This window comes from Pantoea sp. Ap-967 (assembly GCF_011752565.1).
Classification (GTDB): Bacteria; Pseudomonadota; Gammaproteobacteria; order Pseudomonadales; family Pseudomonadaceae; genus Aquipseudomonas.
The window spans coordinates 56,455-74,837 of record NZ_VWXK01000013.1; the positions used below are offsets into that span (position 1 = coordinate 56,455).

The window sequence follows — 18,383 nt, forward strand, 5'->3', positions numbered from 1 at the left end:
TTTTTCCAGGACACATGAGGCCTGGCTTTTAGGCAACGAAGCTGCCGTGAATTTATATCAGGAGACAAAAATGACAAGTCCTAATATCACAATTGAAGACGTGCCCCTCAACAGGTTTCACAAGCTATTGTCCTACCGTGCGGGTGCGGGAGGTTTCGTGGATGGCTATGTACTGTGCATCATCGGTGTAGCCTTAGGGCAAATCACCACCTCTCTTGCACTCAGCGCATTTTGGGAGGGGATCATCGCTGCATCCTCGCTGATTGGTGTGTTCTTCGGAGGCTTCATCGGTGGCTGGATTACAAACTTCATAGGCAGACGAAGAACCTTCTTCGTTGGGCCTGTACTGTTCATCGCCGCCTCCGTAGCCCATCTTTTTACTGATTCCGCAGTTGCCATTTTTTTGCTCAGGCTGGTCATCGGAATTGCAGTGGGCATCGAGTATCCGGTGTCCACTTCCTTGGTGGTTGAATTCATGCCGAAAAAGTACCGGGGCTCTCGTCTAGCCATGTTGACCTTGGTCTGGTTTGCAGGTGCGGCTACAGCCTATTCTGTTGGAGAAATCATCTTCCGCACCATGGGCGTTGATGCGTGGCAATGGGTATTGGCAAGCTCGGCAGTGATTGGCCTGATCACCATCTTGATCCGCCTTGGCACGCCTGAGTCCCCGCGCTGGTTGCTGAGCAAAGGCCGCTTTGCTGAAGCCGAGGCAGTGCTAAAGTCGGTATACGGCAATGATTTCAGCCTCAAGAACCTTCCCGAAGAATGCCGTGAAAAGCGGGTAACGCTGTTTAGCCTGCTGCACTCGGGTTACGGCAAGCGCATGCTTTTTGTCCTGACTTTCTGGACATGCGCTATCGTTCCGATCTTTGCGGTCTATTCATTTGCACCCAAAGTCCTTGCTGCCTTGAACGTCAAAGGCGATGTAGCCTCCTTGGGCTCAGCACTGATCACGCTGTTGTTTTTCTCTGGCTGTTTGATTGCCACGCGCATCATCAACCTGATCGATCGCCGCAGCATGTTGATTTACAGCTTCCTGTTGTCCGCCATTGCCTTGTTGGGCCTCGGCTATTTCCACAACCAATCTGGTGGACTGATCCTGGCGTTGTTCGCTGGCTATGCCTTGTTCACGGGTGGTTCTCAGGTACTGATCCTGGTGTACCCGAATGAGATATTTCCCACAGAGTTGCGCACCTTTGCCGTAGGCATCGGCACTTCGATTTCGCGTATCGGCGCTGCGGTGGGTACTTACTTTGTCCCCATGTCGCTCGACACGTTGGGTATCGCCCAGACGATGTATATCGCGGCCATTATCTGCTTGATCGGCCTGGTTGTTTCGTTCGTGTTGGCACCTGAAACTCGGACACTTGATCTTCAGCAAGCAGCTTCGCTGAGCTGATCTGCAGGCTTTGCTTTAAACCAATTACTCACCCAGTCGTAAGGAGAATGTAACGTGGCTGAATTGCTGAGCAAGGAACAATACGCGGCCATTGCCGCCGATCTGCAACTGCGCACCAAGGCGTTCATCGACGGTGAATTCCGCGATGCCATCTCGGGCCGCACCTTCGTCACCACCAACCCGGCTACCGGCAAGCAGCTGGCTGAAGTCGCAGCCTGTGATGTCAACGACGTCAACGTGGCCGTGGCTGCGGCCAAGCGCGTGTTCGAGGAAGGCACCTGGTCGAAGATGCAGCCGAACGACCGCAAGCATGTGCTGCAGAAGTTCGCCCAGCTGCTCGAAGACAACGCCCATGAACTGGCGGTGCTGGAAGCGCTGGACAGCGGCAAGCCGGTCAGCGAGTGCCAGACCGTCGACGTGCCGGAAACTATCCACACCATTCGCTGGCACGCCGAGCTGATCGACAAGATCTACGACGCCACCGCCCCGACCGGCAACGCTGCCGTGACCATGGTGGTGCGCGAAGCCATCGGCGTGGTCGGCCTGGTGCTGCCGTGGAACTTCCCGCTGCTGATGCTGGCCTGGAAGATCGCCCCGTCGCTGGCTGCCGGTTGCTCGATCGTGGTCAAGCCGGCCAAGGAAACCAGCCTCAGCGCCCTGCGCGTGGCCGAGCTGGCCCATGAGGCCGGTATCCCTGCTGGTGTGTTCAACCTGGTGCCTGGCGGTGGCCGTGAAGTGGGTGAAGCCATTGGCCGCCACATGGACATCCCGATGGTCAGCTTCACCGGCTCCACCGACACGGGCCGACTGTTCCTGAAATACGCCGCCGAGTCCAACCTCAAGCGCATTGTCCTGGAACTGGGTGGCAAGAACCCTGCGGTCGTCATGAATGACTGCGAAGACCTGGACGAAGTGGCCCAGTTCGTTACCGCTGGTGCGTTCTGGAACATGGGGGAAAACTGCTCGGCCTCCTCGCGCTTGATCGTACATAAAGACGTCAAGAACAAGCTGCTGCAACTCATCATGAAACATCTGGGCGACTGGAAGATGGGCGACCCGCTTGATCCAGACAACCGCCTGGGCGCCATGGTCAGCAAGTCACACTTCGAAAAAGTGAAGTCCTACCTGGAATATGCAGCCGAACAGAAGCTGCACGTTGTCCACGGTGGCGAGACCGAAGATGGCGTCTTTGTGCATCCCACCATCGTTGATGATGTAGACCGCACCAACAAGCTGTTCATTGAGGAGATCTTCGGGCCGGTGCTCAGTGTGACCAGCTTCGAGACCATCGATGAGGCGATCGAGCTGGCCAACGACACCGTCTACGGCCTGGCCGCCTCGGCCTACACCGGCAGCCTGCGCAATGCGCTGCGCCTGGCGCGGGAAATCCGCGCGGGCGTGGTGACCGTGAACTGCTTCGGCGAAGGTGATGTCACCACGCCGTTCGGTGGCTACAAAGAGTCTGGTTTCGGTGGGCGCGACAAGTCCATCTGGGCACATGACCAATACACGGAGCTGAAGACCATCTGGATCAACGCTTCGTGACCTGAGCAAGACCGGTGCTGTTCTGACGGAGCTCAGCACCATCCGGCCACCGACTCCACGCGGGCGGTGGCCATCTCAAAGCAGGAAGTCGCGTGCGACACCCAGGCCAGTGGGCATCAGAGCCGCTTGCCTAGAAATGTGAAAGTATCCAGTCCCTGACTCGGCAGCAAGCGTCGTCTATCTTTTTTTCTTCGTTGAAGGTCAGGTAATGCTGACTGTCTTTGTGCACCAACTCTTCTTGTACAGGCCTGACGAGTGCGCCCTCTTCGATGAAAGGCTCCACCAGGTAATGCCAGCCTAAAGCCACCCCCTGCCCTCGCAAAGCGAGCTGAACAAGTGCATTGTAATCGTTAGAGCTAAATATCTGATTCTCGGTCATAGAGCGCGCATCCAACTCAACGTCGTGATAACCAAACCAGATATACCAATCGACATGCTCAGCAACTTGGGCCCGCCCATAAGGCGAGAGATTCAAAAGAGACCCAGACTTAATGCCGTCCAGCGTGCTCACTTCAGGATGAAGCCTCAGGTAATCCGGAGTACAGACAGGATAGATAACGTCATGCACCAACGGATAACTGCAGTACCCCTCTCGAATCCTTGAAAGCTTGGACACAAAAATGTCCGGACGCACGCCTGGTTCCATTGCCAAAAAGTTCTGAGTCGTTACGAGGTTCACATCGATATCTGGATTAACTTTCAAGAATTTTGAAAGTCTTGGCGTTAACCACAAACTGGCAAAAGCCGGTGTGCAGCAAACGGTCACAACTCGCTTACGATAGTTGTGCTTGCGAATGCGGTCGGAGGCTTGTGATATGTTCAGCAGCGACAATTGAACTGCATCGAAAAATATGGTGCCTGCTGAAGTCAAAGCAACTGTACGTCCTACTCGGTCAAATAGCTCAGCATTCAAAAAAATCTCAAGATCACGAATCTGTCTGCTGATGGCCGCCTGTGTAACACACAGTGATTCAGCCGCGCGCGTAAAATTCTGATATTTAGCAGCAGCCACGAAGGCCTTCACGGCTCGTAGCGAAGGCATGTTAATCAACGATTGATCAGGTTCTGTGTGCTTAACCATTACTCGACACCACTCGACATATATTGTTATTCAAAAACAAAAAGGGCCTGTCTAGGGCCCTTTCTGAATCTTGACTATGCGGTTTCACTCATCGCCGGCACGAAGTTCTTTGAACTTCATATTGGCTTTCGCCCCGATGGTCAAGAAAGGCTGCGGCGGCAGCTTTTTCGGCTTGTCATAGCCAGTGAATATCTGAAGAAGCTCACTGTTAACACCCAACGCCTTGTCGGCGGCCGCGATACCCGCTGCGCTGGATTTGGATGCTCCCAGGCCATTGCAACCGCAAGCCGCAATCACGCCGGAGGCGACCTCACCGAATGCAGGCACGCTGTTCCAAGTAAGCGCCATTGGCCCACCCCAACGATGCTCCATCCGCAGCCCTTTCAGCGTCGGGAATCGCGTCAGGAACTTCTCATCATGAACCCGTCCTGCGCTGTTCACCTGGCTATCGCCGATGGTAAGGCTCGGATTGTAGGTATACCGCCACCGCACCAGAATTCGATCGGCATTACCATCGCTGATGCGGCGCACGGTAGTGCCCATTGGCAGTGCCGGTGTGGCAGCCCATGTCCGCTGACCTGGCAATCTTTTCGGATCAAAGCGCTCAGTTAGAGACGCGTAGGTGAACACATGCAGCAGTTCACCTTTGAAGAAGCCGAAACTCTGCGCATGGCCGTTATTGGCGAGGATGATCTTCCCTGCAGTAACCACACCGCGCGGGGTCTTGATAACCCATGACCCCCCTACCTGATTGAACGACACAGCTGGCGTGCGCTCGTACAGCGTAACGGGCTCGCTAAACGAGTCCGCAAAATGACGTACATAGTCAGCCGGCTGGATCATCACAGTGCCAGGCATGAACATACCGGAGGTGTAGGCGTTGCTTCCCGTCACCTCACCAATTTCCTTGGTATTCAGCAGTTTGTAGGACTCCCCCAGAGCATCGAGCTGCTTCCCATAGGAGAGAATGTGCTCATCGCCATGGGCGCCGCGCGCCACGCTGAAACGTCCGCTGGGGTCAAAAATTTCTTTACCCCAGCCGTGTTCCTCGGCCAACTCCCTGCCCATATCGATAGCCGTGCGGTACATCTTGATGTCCCGACGGGCTCGATCCAGCGATCCACCGCCGAGGCCTTCCGCTGAAACTTCATGCGGCAGGTCGATAATGAAGCCCGAGTTACGACCGGATGCGCCTTCGCCTACCAGGCCTGCCTCCAGGATCACCACTTTCAGCTTCGGATCGAGACGAACCAGTTGGCGTGCTGCTGACAACCCTGCGAAGCCGGCGCCGATAATTGCGACATCGGCAGTAACCGAATTCTCAAGTGCGGGCTTTGGGATCCGGCGAGGCAGCATTTCCACCCAACCAGAGCTCCCATTGTTCTTGGGCAGTTTAGAGGCTACGAACATGATTCATGCTCCTTCGGCAATCACGAGGCGGAAGTTTCGCGCTCGATCAAAGGAGCCAGGGCATCACGCAAGGCCACTTGCTTTTCATCCGACAGACGAGCCAATGGGCGGCGTGGATTACCAGCACCGTACCCCATGATTTCTGCACCTGCGTAAACAGACTGGACGTAGTCGCCCTGCCAGATCAGTGACATGACTGGAGCCAGGGCTTTCCAGATTTGTTGCACCTCGTCCCACTTGCGCTCTTGGGCTGCATTGACCAAGGCCACGCAGGTTTTCGGAGCCATGTTGGCACCACCCCAGATCAGGCCTGCGGCACCGGCAAACAGGGCAAAAGGTACCAGTGGATCAGCACCGTTCATGGTCGGGAGACCAGTGCGAACCAACGAAGCCTGGGCCGCCAAGTCACCACTGCTGTCTTTCACGGAGACGAAATTGGGGATTTCGCTGAGCTGTTTGAACAGCGATGGAGTGACTTCCACGCCGACAGCCTGAGGTACGTTGTAGCCAATGATTGGCAGACCAGCTTCGGAGACACTCGAATAAAAATCGATGATCCCTTGGTCATCAGTCGGGCCTTCAAAGAACGGTGGCAGCACCATCACGCCGTCAGCACCGCAGTCTTTAGCGTGGCGAGTACGCTCTACCACTTCTTCAACCAACAGAGCGGAAGTCTGTGCAATGACTCGGGCACGGCCATTGATCACCTTGGCGCCGAATGCAACGAGTTCTTTGGACTCGTCTTTGCTGAGATACACATGCATACCGGTGCCAGAGCTGAGTACGAAGCCATGAACTCCAGCTGCAAGGTAGCGTTCGATCAACGCTTCAAATCGCGCACAATCAATCTTGTCGTTTGCATCGAATGGAGTAGTAATTGCAAGATTGACACCGTTAAACATGAATGCAGACATTATTCTATTTCCTATTCTTATCTTTCAACGAGCAACAAGAGATATGCGCAAAAGTCCTTCAAATGAACCTACGCATTCGAGCAGAATGATCAGAGCAGAGCATGTGAGCCCAATAGCTTTAGATAAAATCACCCTGTAGCAATTCGCTACGAATGAGCGACTTACTCAGTTTCTTTTCTCACCTGTCTTGTGGGAAAGGGTAGGCGTCATGAAGCCTTAAAAAAAGCGACTTTTAAGAAGAGCATGTGATGACAAAAAGTTATGGTTCCAGCGAATGCGAGCGACACTGATGCAGCGCTGGGCCACCCGTGAGCCCTTAGGAAAGGACTCCGGGCACAGGCTCAATCAGCCAAAGGACGCGACTGGACTGCTAAATGTGGACTCATCTGGAATGATGCCAAGGCCTGGCTTGCTCGGTACCGTGATGTGCCCGCTCTCAACCTTGATGCCATTTTCGGAGTCATAATTGCCTTCGATGTAGGGGGCCGCAATCCAGACACCCTCCAGCAAACGCGGTGCAACAGTGGCGCCGATATGGGTACACGCCGCCGCCATGATGTCCCCTCCCCAGGTGTCATCACAAGTATGCGGCAGGCCCCGAATCGCGCAGATATCACGCATGGCACGCATCATGTGCAACCCACCAAGCTGGGTAACCTTGAGCCCGAAGCCATCCACCAGGCCGGTACCTGCCGCGACAACGGCGGTGTTCGGGTTGATGGTGTTCTCATCCATGTAAATCGCATGCCGCACGATCGGCCTGATCGCCTGCAGGTCTTCCACATTGTTGCAGGGTTGTTCGATCACGAGGGGGATGTCGTGGCACTCGCGGCTGATGCTCAGCACATCTCGGGTCAGCAAACTCCGGTTTGCGTCTATCACCAGACGAACACTTTTGCTTCGAATGGCTTCCCACACTCTCCTGATCGTTTCGATGTCTTCTTCAACAGGACGCCCTCCGACCTTCAGTTGCAGTCGAGGGTATCCTTCTGCGCACTTGTCCAAGGCCTTTCGGGCAGCCTCCTCAGGGGATGCCACGTTTAGCGCGTAATACGAAGGCACCCGGTCAACCAGAGCTCCACCGAGTAAATCTGCGACGCTCAACCCCAGATGCTTACCCAGCAAGTCGTGGGCAGCGATATCGAGCGCCGCTTTCGCATACTGATGCCCCGTCAACAGATCATTCATCCGACGGTGCAGAGGGACTGGGAAGACAGACGTGCCGATCAACCCTTGGGCCATTTCGGCAATCGCACCAGCTGCCCCTGATGAGTAGGACTCGTTGTAGGTCGAGCCTACGGGGCACGTCTCGCCCCAGCCGAATTGGCCGTTGTCGGCAACGATCTTCACCAGTGTCGACTTCAGTGACCACACTGATGAATGTGACATTTTGTATGGCCCATTCACCACGGGAAGATCGACCTGGTAGACGTGAATCTCAGAAATTTTCATCTACAACCTCTTCTTATTTTCATGAGTTAGGGCTTAAAGAGAATCGGGGCGAGGCGAAGACCAGGATGAAGTTCGCCGGTCAAAGGCCCAGCTCATTCCTGCGGAGGCACAAGCACGAGCTTGCCGGTATGTTTCTTCTGCACGAAGTCATTCTGAGCGTTTGCGATTTCGGCAAGAGGATAAATCTTGCTTACAATCGGACGAATTTTTCCTTCCTCAACATAGCGCACGACATTTTCAAAGACGCAGTCTTCCTGCCAGGTACCGCCGAACAGCGATAGGTCTTTGAGATAAACGGTGCGTAGATCCAGTTCGACCACTGGGCCAGCGATTGCACCTGACACGGAATAACGCCCACCGATTTTGAGCACTTGCAGTAAGGCCGGCCATTCTGGCCCACCTACAATATCCAGCACCACGGAGACACTGTTCTTTCCGAGAGTTTTCACCAGATCGGAACCACGATCTACGACCTGGTCTGCACCGATGGCGAGAATTTGCTCTCGCTTGCTTTCGCTGGCGATGGCAATCACGTGAGCGCCCCGGCACTTCGCCAGCTGGACAGCTGCAGAACCAACACCGCCGCCTGCGCCCGTGATCAACACGATGTCCGAAGCTACGACGCTCGATCGATGGAGCATCAGTTCAGCGGTCGAATAGGCGCAGGGAATAGACGCAAGATCCGTGTCGCTCCAGTCGGAGTTGACGGTCAATACATCGCTGTCCGGCGCTACCGTGTATTGCGCAAACCCACCGTTGCATTCGGAACCAAACGTCCAGCATTCGTAGGGTCGACGCCCCACAGGAGCGCGAAGCATGTTGCGCACCAGAACACGCTCACCAATCCGTCCCTTATCGACCCCCTCACCTACCGCCACAATGTGACCGCAGCAGTCAGCCCCTTGGATGAGGGGGAATTGGAGAGGTACCCCAGACCAGGACGCATCGTCACTATCGATTTCTTCGAAGCCAGCGGAGCTGCCACTGTTTGTATCCGAGTTGACCTTCTTGGAGTACCAACCAATACGGGTATTAATATCGGTGTTATTAACAGCTGACGCCCCTACCCGAATCAACACTTCACCTGATTTAGGGGACGGCACTGGCACATCGGTTCGATACTCAAGCTTATCGGCACCACCATACCCTGTGAGCAAAACAGCGTGCATAGTGTCGGGTATTGTATTATTCATTATCACTCCCTTTATTGACCGATGTCTTATATTGAATACACAACTAGGAATTCAGATGCCAATTGCACAGCAACAGCGAGATATACACCACCGTATAGGCGGCATCTGAGCGGGCAAAGCAATTTTTTGTGCTACAAGCTGATGAGATTTTTTTATGGTCCGACCATGTCGCGGCAAGCACACTCTATGCCACGGAGCCCAATCGCGATTGCCTAGGTTACTGGCGGTGTTGCTTTGCACCAACTCAACCGGATAGTCTTATCCGTTTGCGGGAGAGCTTTCAATGACGACAAGGTCTTCGAGACTGAGATCTTTAGGCCCTGCTTTTATCGTTCTAGCCACATCCCTGATGGCGCTTCAAGACGTCATGGTAAAGATCTTCAGCGATTCGCTACCCTTGTGGCAGCTTTTCTTTTTACGTTCCATTGCGCTGATACCTTTTCTTCTATGGATGGCCAATAAAAATAAAATTAGCTGGCGTGATGTATGTGGCGTAGCGGTTAACCTCAGAAGCCTACTCATCGTTGCCATGTATGTCGCATTCTATGCGGCAATGCCAAGTCTCGACTTGCCCGTAATCGCTGCCTGCTATTACACGGCACCACTAATTATCACAGCACTCTCCGCAGCAATTCTTAAAAAGAAAATTTCCAAGACACAACTGGCCCTTATGCTCATCGCCTTTCTGGGTGTTTTGGTTGTACTCAGGCCGGACAAGTACAGTTTCTCACTCTTCATCTTGATACCCTTCGCTGCAGCACTGTTTTACGCAACGTCAGCCATCCTGACACGAAGCGAGGTGAGCCACATCTCCCCTCTGGCAATTCTGCTTTCGCTTAACGTCATCTTTGTTATTGTGGGTGGGATTGGCATAGCAGTTTGCTTTGCGCTTGATTCAGCAGAAAGCTATCCATTCTTGCTTACGCCTTGGCAGCCACTGGAAGCTGAGAATGTTGGGACAACCATACTTCTAGGGCTAATTTCCCTCGCCATCCATTACCTGCTGGCAAGAGCTTACCAGCTCGGCCCTACGACCGTGGTGGCAGGCCTGGACTTTTCCTATTTGGCATTCGCATCGCTGTGGAGCTTCTTGCTCATGTCCTTGACGCCCGAAATCCATGTGCTGGTTGGGACTGCTATGATTGCAGGAGCAGGTCTGGTCACAGTGTTAATGTCAACCTCTGCACCACTTACAGGGAACAGGCAGCCTCTCACAGACTAAACCAGGCGCAGCAGTTAAATAGAACATGCGAGAACACGATGGACTTAGTTTATATACTGAAGGTTTTCATAGCCATTGCAGAGCTAGGAAATTTTGGTGAGGCCGCTGCCAAACTAGACGTCTCTCCTGCCGCTATATCACGAGCTATCAACGCCTTGGAGAAACGGTTAGGTGCCTCATTAGTGCTTCGTACTACAAGAAACGTTGGCTTGACTGAGGCTGGCCTTCGTTATTTAGAGCATGCAAAAAACATCATCCAGATAGTCAGTGAAGCAGACCAATCAATCACAGAGATCAATGCCAATCCGACTGGAAACATCTGCGTGACCGCCCCTACCCTGTTCGGCAAATTTTTTGTCATGCCGACGATCAGGAACTACCTGGAAAAATACCCTCAAGTAGATATTTCCGCGTACTTTAATGATCGCATCATCAACTTGGTCGATGAGGGGGTGGATGTAGCCGTGCGGATCGGCCATCTACCTGACTCTGGTTTCAAAGCCATTCGAGTTGGAACTGTCAGAAGGGTTCTCTGCGCATCGCCTGCCTATTTGGAAAAACACGGAACACCCGCCACCCCTCGTGATCTTCCAAATCATGCCGTCATCGCTGCAAGCGGTGTAGCGCCCAGGGTTGAGTGGAAGTTTACAATCGAGAATGAGTCCACAGTAATGCGCATCACCCCTAGGCTAACCGTCACCAGCAATGATGTCGCTATTGAGGCCGCGACAGAAGGTTTGGGGATTGCTCGCGTGCATTCCTATCAAATCCTCACAGAGCTGAAAAACAACAAGCTTGCCTTGATACTAGAAGATTTTGAAAACGACAGTTACCCGATAACCATCTTGCACCGTGAAACCAAACAAAGCTCGATCAAAGTTCGTGAATTCATTGACAACTTGACCAACGACCTAAGATCACACGATCTCAATTAAAACCCATAAACCAAGGAGCATTCTTTCGCAAATCGAATAACTCTTCCTCGCAGCGCGTTGTTGCGCTCTGTCGCCTGTCAGCAAATCATAAACACACCCCACAGCCGTGGGTACCCGCTGTTTACCTATTCCCCACGAGCAAACGCTCTGCGCGAGAGGCTTGGTGATGAAATTTGCTGACAAAGTAGCTCTTGTAACCGGTGGCCGCAGTGGCATTGGCCAGGCCATTGCAAAGAAGCTTCGGCTCGAAGGTGCTCACGTATTCACAGCCCAACGAGGGGCTGACCCTGAATTCGATCATGTCCAGGCTGATTTTTCAGAGCCTGATAGTGCTGCGGCGTTGATACAGGAGGTCATCAACCGCGCTGGCAGGCTTGATGTATTGGTGAACAACGCCGGCATGATGCAGGAGGTACTCGCTGAGGATATGAGCCTGGAGGACTGGCACAGGAACCTTACCGTCAACCTCACGACTCCATTTGCCCTCATCAAATCGGCGTTACCCTATCTGAGGGACGTGCAAGGCTCCATAGTGAATGTTGGCTCAACCGAGGGGATTGGCTCCAACCCCAAGCATGCAGCTTATTGTGCCTCGAAAGCAGGACTTCACGGCCTCACACGCGCCATCGCCGTTGACCACAGTGCAGAGGGCATCCGGTGCAATGCTGTCGCACCTGGGTGGATCGACACTGATTTGAATATCGACTTTATCGAGAGCATGCCCAACCCGAAGAGCTTCCGCGAAGGGTTGGCCAAAATCCATCCGGTCGGCAGGACAGGTAGCCCAGACGAAGTGGCCAACCTTGTCGTATGGCTGGCGTCAACGGAAGCCTCCTTCATAACGGGCCAGGTCTGGAAGGTCGACGGTGGTCGCATGACCAAGTTGAGCCTTCCCAATTGAACTCCCTGCCATGCGGCGCTGCTGCATGGCGTTTCTAAAGTTGTAGGTAGGAACAGTAAATGCCCAAGGTCGGCATGCAGCCAATTCGCAGAAAGCAGCTAATTGAAGCCTCACTGCGCGTCATCCATGACGTCGGCTTGGCAGATGCCAGCGTGAAGCTTATAGCTAAGGAAGCGTCTTTATCTAATGGCATAATTAGCCATTACTTCCGAGACAAAGATGACTTGATATACTCAGCAGCACGTCACTTAACGCTAGAAATAAAATCAAAAATTGATCAGTCTTTTGAGGCTAACAACTCCACATGCCCGGTCGAGAGTACCTCCGCATTCTTATCGGCAATTTTTTGCGTTGAAAACTTCCGCAATAATCATGGTTCGGTTTGGGTTGGCCTGTACGCGAAAAGCTATCACCATAAGGATTTGGGGCGATTATTAACCATTAGCCGACGGTACCTACAAGGCTGCATTGACCATCTGCTCACCTCAGCAACCCTCACAGAAGCAAAAAGCGGTAGGAACTTAACAGTATTAATAGAAAGTTTTTTCCTGCACGCCTCAATTAATCCAAGCGGGCATGCCCTGGAACTTTTTAAGAGCATTGCTCTCGCTCACTTAAAGGACTGCTTCGAGAAACGCTAACGCTTGAAGAAAATCCATAATAATATATCTGCGGTGACTGTAATTATCAATTCGAACACATCGGATTCGCAGAGTGCGGGTAGCTATCTTCTTCTTCGATGGTGCTGACAGCCTTGTGGATTGTCAGCGACGCTGATTTTCCAGGAAAAAATTCGGACAGCGAGCTGACCAGTTTCTTCTTGGTGGCCGCTCGTTTCAAAGCACTTTAGGCACCTGCCTACTTGAGCCCCCAACCTTCGGCAGTCGAGCTCAGCCATTCGAACGGCATGTACTCATGCGCTCCCGCCGGCAGTAGTGGCTGGTCAGTGATCATCCGTTGATGAGCGCGCAAGCCATCCGCTTTTCGACATCGCTGACCATGCCTACATCATGGCCACGGTTGTCGAAGGTGAAACCTCAGCCCTGCGCTACTGGCGTTCGGTTGGACTGGAACCCAAGGTCGCGTTTCGCACGTCTTCGATGGAAGCGTTGCGTGGGCTTGTCGCTCACGGATTCGGTGTCACCATCCTGTCGGACATTCTGTATCGACCTTGGTCATTGGAGGGGCGAAAAATCGAGGCACGCCCGATCACGGATGTGATTCCGCCGATGGAGCTCGGTCTAATCTGGCGGGCGGGGGAACTGAGCGCAGTTGCGTCAGCCTTTCAGCAGTTTCTGATTTCGGCCAACGAGCTCTAAGCTTTGTAAGAAAAGTGCCTGCGCTACTGAGCAGCACTCACACGAGTGTCTGCAAGAAGTCCAAGAAGCTTTGGGTGGTAGCGCTGCGCATTTCGCGTGGGTGGGCGACTACATGAAACTGACGGCTTGCCCACGCATCCTCCAAAGGGACTCTGACGAGCGCTGGCCCTTCTGGCGACTCGCAGACCGCTCGATCAGGAATGACAGCGATGCCTAGCCCGCCCTGAACCATCCTGCAGACGGCATCAAAGCTTTGAAGATGCACACCATAATTGATAGTCGCCTGCCCGGCCTTGGCCGCTTTATCCAGGGTCTGGTATAGAGGGCTGTCGCGATGCAGGGCAATATGCCGGTAGGTCAGGGTTTCAGCGAACTCGATGCTGACCCGCTCGGCTAATGCATGATCTTCCCGCACGACCAACGCCAGACGATCGACGTGGTAGTCCTGGACAGTCAGCCCAACCTGGACAGCCGACTCCAGGCCAGCGCCGATTCCAAGATCACACTGGTTACCCAGAAGGTTCTCAACGACCTGCTCGCTAGTGCGCTCTTCAAGCTCGACATCCACGTGCGGGTGAGCAGACAGGAAGCTGCTCAAGTCATCAGGCAAGAACTGGATGATGCTCGAGCGATTCGCGTGAATCCTCACATGTCCTCGTTCACCACTGGTAAAACGCGAAAGGTCGGCACTCAGCTTGAGCATCTCAGCCAGCAATCGCTGTGCATGCTCCAACAGGCATGTACCGGCTGGCGTAGGCTGAACCCCTTTACTAAATCGGTACAACAGCGGTGAGCCGACGGCTTCTTCGAGCTCGGCGATGCGCTTGCTGACTGCGGAGGCGCCCATGCATTCACGTTCCGCTGCCTTGGCAAAGCTGCCCTCTTCACAGGTTGCGATGAAGAGCCTCAGGGTGGTCGGGTCGTAACGCCAAGTCGTGTGCATAGGTAACCGGAATTTTTATCGTGGCAAGCAAGAAGAAATATCGCGGCAAGCCTAAGGCATAGCTTCCTATGATGATCCCCGTTGAGGAGATGATCATGACAAAAAAAATACGCTTTGCTGGCCGGTTCCTGTTTTTATCCTGCGACAGCGCCGTAGTGCAACGCCAAATTGCAGGCGAAGACCTCGATCTGCGGGCTGCGCTGCCACTGCGTGACAACATATCCACTGATGAAATTACGCCTGTCGTTATCATGATGACGTACGACGAGCGCCTGGGCACTTACCCCTACGTTGGCTTCAAGACGGAAGGACAACTACCGATCGGCAACGACGCGGTGAGGAACGGCGGCTTCGAGATCACCGTCGCCGGCAAGCGGTATGGGAAAGGCTCTTCACGTGAGTCCAGCCCACTGGCCGAGAAATCCGCAGGCATTCGGTTGATCATCGCTGAGAGCTTTGAGCGGATTTATCGGCAAAACTGCGACAATATCGGCATCTACACGTCGACCGATTTCTCACTCATTGATCGCATTCGTGCAGGCGAAGAGATCGCCCTCGAAGAGTTCCTGGCCGGTCGCGATGCAGTTACTCAGGACGTGATTCGCGCTGGCGGGCTGTTGCCGTACAGCAAGCAGCAGTTGCCTCGCAATCCGGAGAAGGTGTTCAAACCGCTCGCTGGCAACCGACGCCCGATGACGCTGGTAGAGAAGATCATTGAACGACGACGCGTCGCTCCCCAAGGGGATCTGGCACGCGGGGACGGTGTTTTCCTGTCCGCCGATTGGCGTTTCAGCCATGACTATTTCACGGGCATGTGCGCACACCTGATGCACGGTGCATTTGGCCAAGCGCTCGAGCTAGCGCGACCCAGCGAGATCATCGCATTCCAGGATCACCTGATCCTGGCCAGCCAGAGTTTCCCTCATGTACGCGACAACCTACTGGCAGCGGTGGGTGGGCTCGCATCGGCCCACGACGAATTTGTACGACGTTATCCAGTTCGTGCCCATGGTGCGCTGGTTGGGCTGAGTGGATCGGAAGGTATCTGCCATGCCCTCTTGACCGAGCAATACGCGCTGCCCGGCCAGGTCGTGGTAGGTACCGACTCGCATACACCGCATTCCGGTGCACTGGGCTGCCTCGCGTTTGGCGCCGGCGCCACAGATATCGCCAACAGTTGGGCAACAGGCTTCATCCGTTGCCGTATGCCTGAGGTCATCAAGGTTGAGCTGACGGGCAAACTGCGCGCAGGGGTAACGGCCAAGGATATCGTCCTTGAGCTTCTGCGCAGCGAGCCAATCCGACAGGGCCAGGCCATTGGTGCAGTTTTCGAATATTCCGGCGAGGCTGTGGCCGCGCTGTCCATCGATGAACGAGCAACGTTGACCAATATGGTTGCCGAACTGGGTGGATTTACCGGCATTGTGATCCCTGACCAGAAGGCGGTCGACTTTATCCGTGAGCGCCGCGGCGTAGAGATCGAGCTGGAGGATTGGCTATTCAGTGATCCTGAAGCTGAATACAAAGAGCAGATCAGAATCGACTGCAATGCGCTCGCCCCGCTTGTCGCTGCACCAGGTGATCCGGGAAATGGCATGGCGATCAGTGATCTCGATGCCGCGATTCCCATCGACATCGCCTACGGCGGCTCCTGCACTGCAGGTAAGCGAGAAGATTTCGATTACTACCATGAGGTGCTTGCCTGGGGTATTGAACGCGGATTGCGCATCCCTGATCACACCAAGCTCTATCTACAGTTCGGTACCCTCGCCGTCCGCGATTACTGCAAGCAGCAGGGTTATCTCGAGACCTTCGAGAAAGCTGGAGTTGAACTGATCATGCCGGGTTGCGGTGCTTGCGCCAATTGTGGCCCGGGGTCATCGACACGGGCTGAGCAGGTAACCGTGAGTGCTATCAACCGTAACTTCCCTGGGCGCTCAGGCCCCGGCCAGGTTTGGCTTGCCAGTCCTTACACCGTCGTCGCAAGCGCCCTGCTCGGGAAGCTCGCCAGCTTCGAAACACTGCAAGAGGTCGTGTCCTCTGAAGTGGCTACAGCATGATATCTACCGCCGACCTTTGCGATATGCACTCTGGCCTTCTCGCCACTGGCGAGTTGCGAATCCTGCACGGAACTTGGCGCTGGTTCAGCGAAGCCCGCTCTCTTTGCGGACAAATCATGACGCTGGAAGCGCGTGGCTGTAATGCCGAGCTACGCGATCTGCTGGCACAACCTGGTCATGCGAGAGTCCTGATCATAGATGCCGGTAATGATTCAGGAGCGTTACTGGGTGACAACCTAGCCAAAGAGGCGCTTCGCAACGGCTGGGGCGGCGTATTCGTGAACGGCAATGTACGAGACTGCTCCGCGTTGGCATCCATCGCACTGCCAGTGCTCGCGATGGGAAGTTGGCCGCAGCGATCAAAGAACCAACGCGGTGGAGGTGTTGGAGCACCTTTAACTATTGGCGGCGCACCTATCTCTCCTGGCGACTGGATCTATGCGGACGAGGATGGCGTGGTGGTAAGCAAGAGCGAACTGAAGTCAGGCTGAAACTCCCGGGGCAGCCGCCTACGACCGTGAGCTGAAGACCTGATTAGTGGCTGATGATAGCCTCATCGGCCAAGCATATCTCCGACAAATACAACTATGGAGAATTTGAATGGCTACTCTGACCCAAGGCGCAACCCACGTTGCTTCGGATGTGCAAGAGCTGCTGCTTTATCGTCGCATTGCCTGGCGCATCCTGCCGCTGACGATTGTCTGCTTCCTGTTTTCCTACTTCGACCGAATCAACATCAGCTTCGCCAAGACCCAGATGCAGGCTGAGCTGGGCTTGAGCGATGCCGCTTATGGATTTGCCGCGAGCATCTTCTTCTTCGGCTATGTGATGTTCGAGGTTCCAAGCAGCTATGGGCTGAAGAAATACGGCGCGCCCAGCTGGATCTGCCGGATCATGGTGTCGTGGGGGCTTGCAACCGCCTGCCTGGTGTTCGCCTACAACGAGTACACCCTGTACTTCCTGCGTTTTCTGATTGGTGTGATGGAGGCTGGTTTTGGCCCGGCACTGTTGTTCTATCTCGCCTGCTGGTTCCCGAAAAAGAACCTGGCCAGCATGAACGGCATCTGGTTCCTGTCCATACCCCTTTCCGGTGTGCTAGGCGCACCAGTTTCCGGTGTCATTCTGGAGTACATGAACGGTTTCCTGGGGCTGGCTGGATGGCATTGGCTGTTCGTGCTGTCGGGCCTGCCATGTGCGCTGCTGGGCGTCATTGTGTTGTTCAAGCTGGATCGCGATATCCAGTCGGCCAAGTGGCTCACCCAGCCGGAAAAAGACCTGCTCCAGCGCAATCTGGATAACGACAGGAAGGACTCGAAACCGATCCACGCCTCCTTGCTCAAGGTAATCCTGACCCGCGAGGTAGCGATACTTTCGGCGATCTACTTCATGGTCAAGCTGATCGGCTACGGCCTGAACTTCTGGATGCCGCATCTGATCGGCTCATCCGGGGTGCAGAACCAAATGGCGGTAGGCTTTCTCACCGCCTTGCCCTATCTCGTCGCGGCCATCGGCATGATCTTTGTTACACGCCGCTCGGACGCGAGTGGGGAACGTAAGCGGTACCTGTGGCAATGCATGGTCGTGGGCGGTATCGGCTATTTCGCGGCATGCTATTTCAATGACAATCACTACTTGCTGACCGCATTCCTGGTGCTTGCCACGGCAGGTGTGTTCATCGCCATTCCAATTTTCTGGACAATTCCCCAGACAGCGTTCGCAGGGCTGGCCATCGCCGGTGGTATTGCGGCTATCAACACCGTCGGACAGCTGAGTGGCATGGTGGCACCACTGCTGGTCGGCTATATCAACGACCTCACCGGCAATACCTATATGGGCATGCTGGCGCTGGCGCCCTTCTGCTTTATCTGTGTTGCCCTGATCCTGTGGGGCATTCCGAACGATCGCAAGATCGCTTGATCCCTAGGGTACCCAGCACTTTTGCCGAACTGGTCAGCACGCGAGCCTTGGCGCCGCGTGCTGTGCTCTGACGTGTGTGCAACTGGAGTCGA

General features: G+C 54.4%; 15 protein-coding genes and 1 pseudogene. 10 read left to right on the forward strand and 6 right to left on the reverse strand.

Annotated features, from left to right (window positions below; translation table 11 throughout):
• The first annotated feature begins 70 nt into the window (after positions 1 to 70).
• The gene (locus F3J45_RS15610; protein ID WP_167064183.1) at positions 71 to 1,399 is read left to right on the forward strand and encodes an MFS transporter; all 1,329 of its coding nucleotides are present in this window, start codon (positions 71 to 73) and stop codon (positions 1,397 to 1,399) included.
• 54 nt (positions 1,400 to 1,453) lie between these two features.
• Entirely contained in the window at positions 1,454 to 2,944 is a 1,491-nt protein-coding gene (locus F3J45_RS15615) for an aldehyde dehydrogenase (RefSeq protein ID WP_167064186.1), read from the forward strand.
• Between the two features lie 130 nt (positions 2,945 to 3,074).
• On the opposite strand, the gene F3J45_RS15620 is transcribed toward F3J45_RS15615, so the two are convergent.
• The 5 genes from F3J45_RS15620 to F3J45_RS15640 form a co-directional block, all read right to left on the reverse strand.
• The gene (locus F3J45_RS15620; RefSeq protein WP_167064190.1) at positions 3,075 to 4,025 is read right to left on the reverse strand and encodes a LysR substrate-binding domain-containing protein; all 951 of its coding nucleotides are present in this window, start codon (positions 4,023 to 4,025) and stop codon (positions 3,075 to 3,077) included.
• Between the two features lie 84 nt (positions 4,026 to 4,109).
• Positions 4,110 to 5,435: an FAD-binding oxidoreductase gene (locus F3J45_RS15625; RefSeq protein WP_167064193.1), complete on the reverse strand. Its 1,326-nt coding sequence runs from the start codon at positions 5,433 to 5,435 to the stop codon at positions 4,110 to 4,112.
• A gap of 20 nt (positions 5,436 to 5,455) precedes the next feature.
• On the reverse strand, positions 5,456 to 6,349 hold the full coding sequence (locus F3J45_RS15630) for a dihydrodipicolinate synthase family protein (protein WP_167064196.1): 894 nt from the start codon (positions 6,347 to 6,349) through the stop codon (positions 5,456 to 5,458).
• Positions 6,350 to 6,694: 345 nt separating this feature from the next.
• Positions 6,695 to 7,801 carry a mandelate racemase/muconate lactonizing enzyme family protein gene (locus tag F3J45_RS15635; protein WP_167064199.1) on the reverse strand — a complete coding sequence of 369 codons (1,107 nt, stop codon included), beginning with the start codon at positions 7,799 to 7,801 and terminating at the stop codon, positions 6,695 to 6,697.
• A 92-nt stretch (positions 7,802 to 7,893) separates the two neighbouring features.
• Entirely contained in the window at positions 7,894 to 8,994 is a 1,101-nt protein-coding gene (locus F3J45_RS15640) for an alcohol dehydrogenase family protein (RefSeq protein WP_205300536.1), read from the reverse strand.
• Between the two features lie 283 nt (positions 8,995 to 9,277).
• Here F3J45_RS15640 and F3J45_RS15645 point away from each other — a divergent pair, with 283 nt between their 5' ends.
• The 5 genes and pseudogenes from F3J45_RS15645 to F3J45_RS15665 all read left to right on the forward strand — a co-directional run.
• Positions 9,278 to 10,216, forward strand: a complete 939-nt coding sequence (locus F3J45_RS15645) for a DMT family transporter (protein WP_255432046.1) — start codon at positions 9,278 to 9,280, stop codon at positions 10,214 to 10,216.
• Between the two features lie 38 nt (positions 10,217 to 10,254).
• On the forward strand, positions 10,255 to 11,151 hold the full coding sequence (locus tag F3J45_RS15650; RefSeq protein ID WP_167064205.1) for a LysR family transcriptional regulator: 897 nt from the start codon (positions 10,255 to 10,257) through the stop codon (positions 11,149 to 11,151).
• A gap of 166 nt (positions 11,152 to 11,317) precedes the next feature.
• Positions 11,318 to 12,052: an SDR family NAD(P)-dependent oxidoreductase gene (locus F3J45_RS15655; RefSeq protein ID WP_205300537.1), complete on the forward strand. Its 735-nt coding sequence runs from the start codon at positions 11,318 to 11,320 to the stop codon at positions 12,050 to 12,052.
• A gap of 59 nt (positions 12,053 to 12,111) precedes the next feature.
• Positions 12,112 to 12,693 (forward strand): transcriptional regulator BetI, encoded by a 582-nt coding sequence (betI, locus tag F3J45_RS15660; protein WP_167064211.1) that lies wholly within the window; start codon positions 12,112 to 12,114, stop codon positions 12,691 to 12,693.
• A 339-nt stretch (positions 12,694 to 13,032) separates the two neighbouring features.
• A pseudogene (locus F3J45_RS15665) lies at positions 13,033 to 13,371 on the forward strand (LysR substrate-binding domain-containing protein); the annotation flags it as partial.
• Positions 13,372 to 13,408: 37 nt separating this feature from the next.
• Here the strand turns inward: F3J45_RS15665 and F3J45_RS15670 are convergent.
• Positions 13,409 to 14,314: a LysR substrate-binding domain-containing protein gene (locus F3J45_RS15670; protein WP_167064214.1), complete on the reverse strand. Its 906-nt coding sequence runs from the start codon at positions 14,312 to 14,314 to the stop codon at positions 13,409 to 13,411.
• A gap of 68 nt (positions 14,315 to 14,382) precedes the next feature.
• Between F3J45_RS15670 and F3J45_RS15675 the strand changes: the two genes are divergently transcribed.
• The 3 genes from F3J45_RS15675 to F3J45_RS15685 all read left to right on the forward strand — a co-directional run bounded on the left by F3J45_RS15675 (position 14,383) and on the right by F3J45_RS15685 (position 18,291).
• Positions 14,383 to 16,374: an aconitase family protein gene (locus F3J45_RS15675; RefSeq protein WP_240164618.1), complete on the forward strand. Its 1,992-nt coding sequence runs from the start codon at positions 14,383 to 14,385 to the stop codon at positions 16,372 to 16,374.
• Complete coding sequence (rraA, locus tag F3J45_RS15680; RefSeq protein WP_167064217.1) at positions 16,371 to 16,865, forward strand: ribonuclease E activity regulator RraA; 495 nt, start codon at positions 16,371 to 16,373, stop codon at positions 16,863 to 16,865. The genes F3J45_RS15675 and rraA overlap by 4 nt, the downstream gene beginning before the upstream one ends.
• Positions 16,866 to 16,974: 109 nt before the next feature.
• The gene (locus F3J45_RS15685; protein WP_167064220.1) at positions 16,975 to 18,291 is read left to right on the forward strand and encodes an MFS transporter; all 1,317 of its coding nucleotides are present in this window, start codon (positions 16,975 to 16,977) and stop codon (positions 18,289 to 18,291) included.
• Positions 18,292 to 18,383 lie beyond the last annotated feature (92 nt).

Bases quoted from the DNA above. Each gene is read 5' to 3' on its own strand.
- F3J45_RS15670 (WP_167064214.1), bottom strand. From the start codon at position 14,314: ATGCACACGACTTGGCGTTACGACCCGACCACCCTGAGGCTCTTCATC.
- F3J45_RS15640 (WP_205300536.1), bottom strand. From the start codon at position 8,994: ATGAATAATACAATACCCGACACTATGCACGCTGTTTTGCTCACAGGG.
- F3J45_RS15620 (WP_167064190.1), bottom strand. From the start codon at position 4,025: ATGGTTAAGCACACAGAACCTGATCAATCGTTGATTAACATGCCTTCG.
- betI (WP_167064211.1), top strand. From the start codon at position 12,112: ATGCCCAAGGTCGGCATGCAGCCAATTCGCAGAAAGCAGCTAATTGAA.
- rraA (WP_167064217.1), top strand. From the start codon at position 16,371: ATGATATCTACCGCCGACCTTTGCGATATGCACTCTGGCCTTCTCGCC.
- F3J45_RS15685 (WP_167064220.1), top strand. From the start codon at position 16,975: ATGGCTACTCTGACCCAAGGCGCAACCCACGTTGCTTCGGATGTGCAA.
- F3J45_RS15675 (WP_240164618.1), top strand. From the start codon at position 14,383: ATGATGATCCCCGTTGAGGAGATGATCATGACAAAAAAAATACGCTTT.
- F3J45_RS15650 (WP_167064205.1), top strand. From the start codon at position 10,255: ATGGACTTAGTTTATATACTGAAGGTTTTCATAGCCATTGCAGAGCTA.
- F3J45_RS15630 (WP_167064196.1), bottom strand. From the start codon at position 6,349: ATGTCTGCATTCATGTTTAACGGTGTCAATCTTGCAATTACTACTCCA.
- F3J45_RS15645 (WP_255432046.1), top strand. From the start codon at position 9,278: ATGACGACAAGGTCTTCGAGACTGAGATCTTTAGGCCCTGCTTTTATC.
- F3J45_RS15635 (WP_167064199.1), bottom strand. From the start codon at position 7,801: ATGAAAATTTCTGAGATTCACGTCTACCAGGTCGATCTTCCCGTGGTG.
- F3J45_RS15625 (WP_167064193.1), bottom strand. From the start codon at position 5,435: ATGTTCGTAGCCTCTAAACTGCCCAAGAACAATGGGAGCTCTGGTTGG.
- F3J45_RS15655 (WP_205300537.1), top strand. From the start codon at position 11,318: ATGAAATTTGCTGACAAAGTAGCTCTTGTAACCGGTGGCCGCAGTGGC.
- F3J45_RS15610 (WP_167064183.1), top strand. From the start codon at position 71: ATGACAAGTCCTAATATCACAATTGAAGACGTGCCCCTCAACAGGTTT.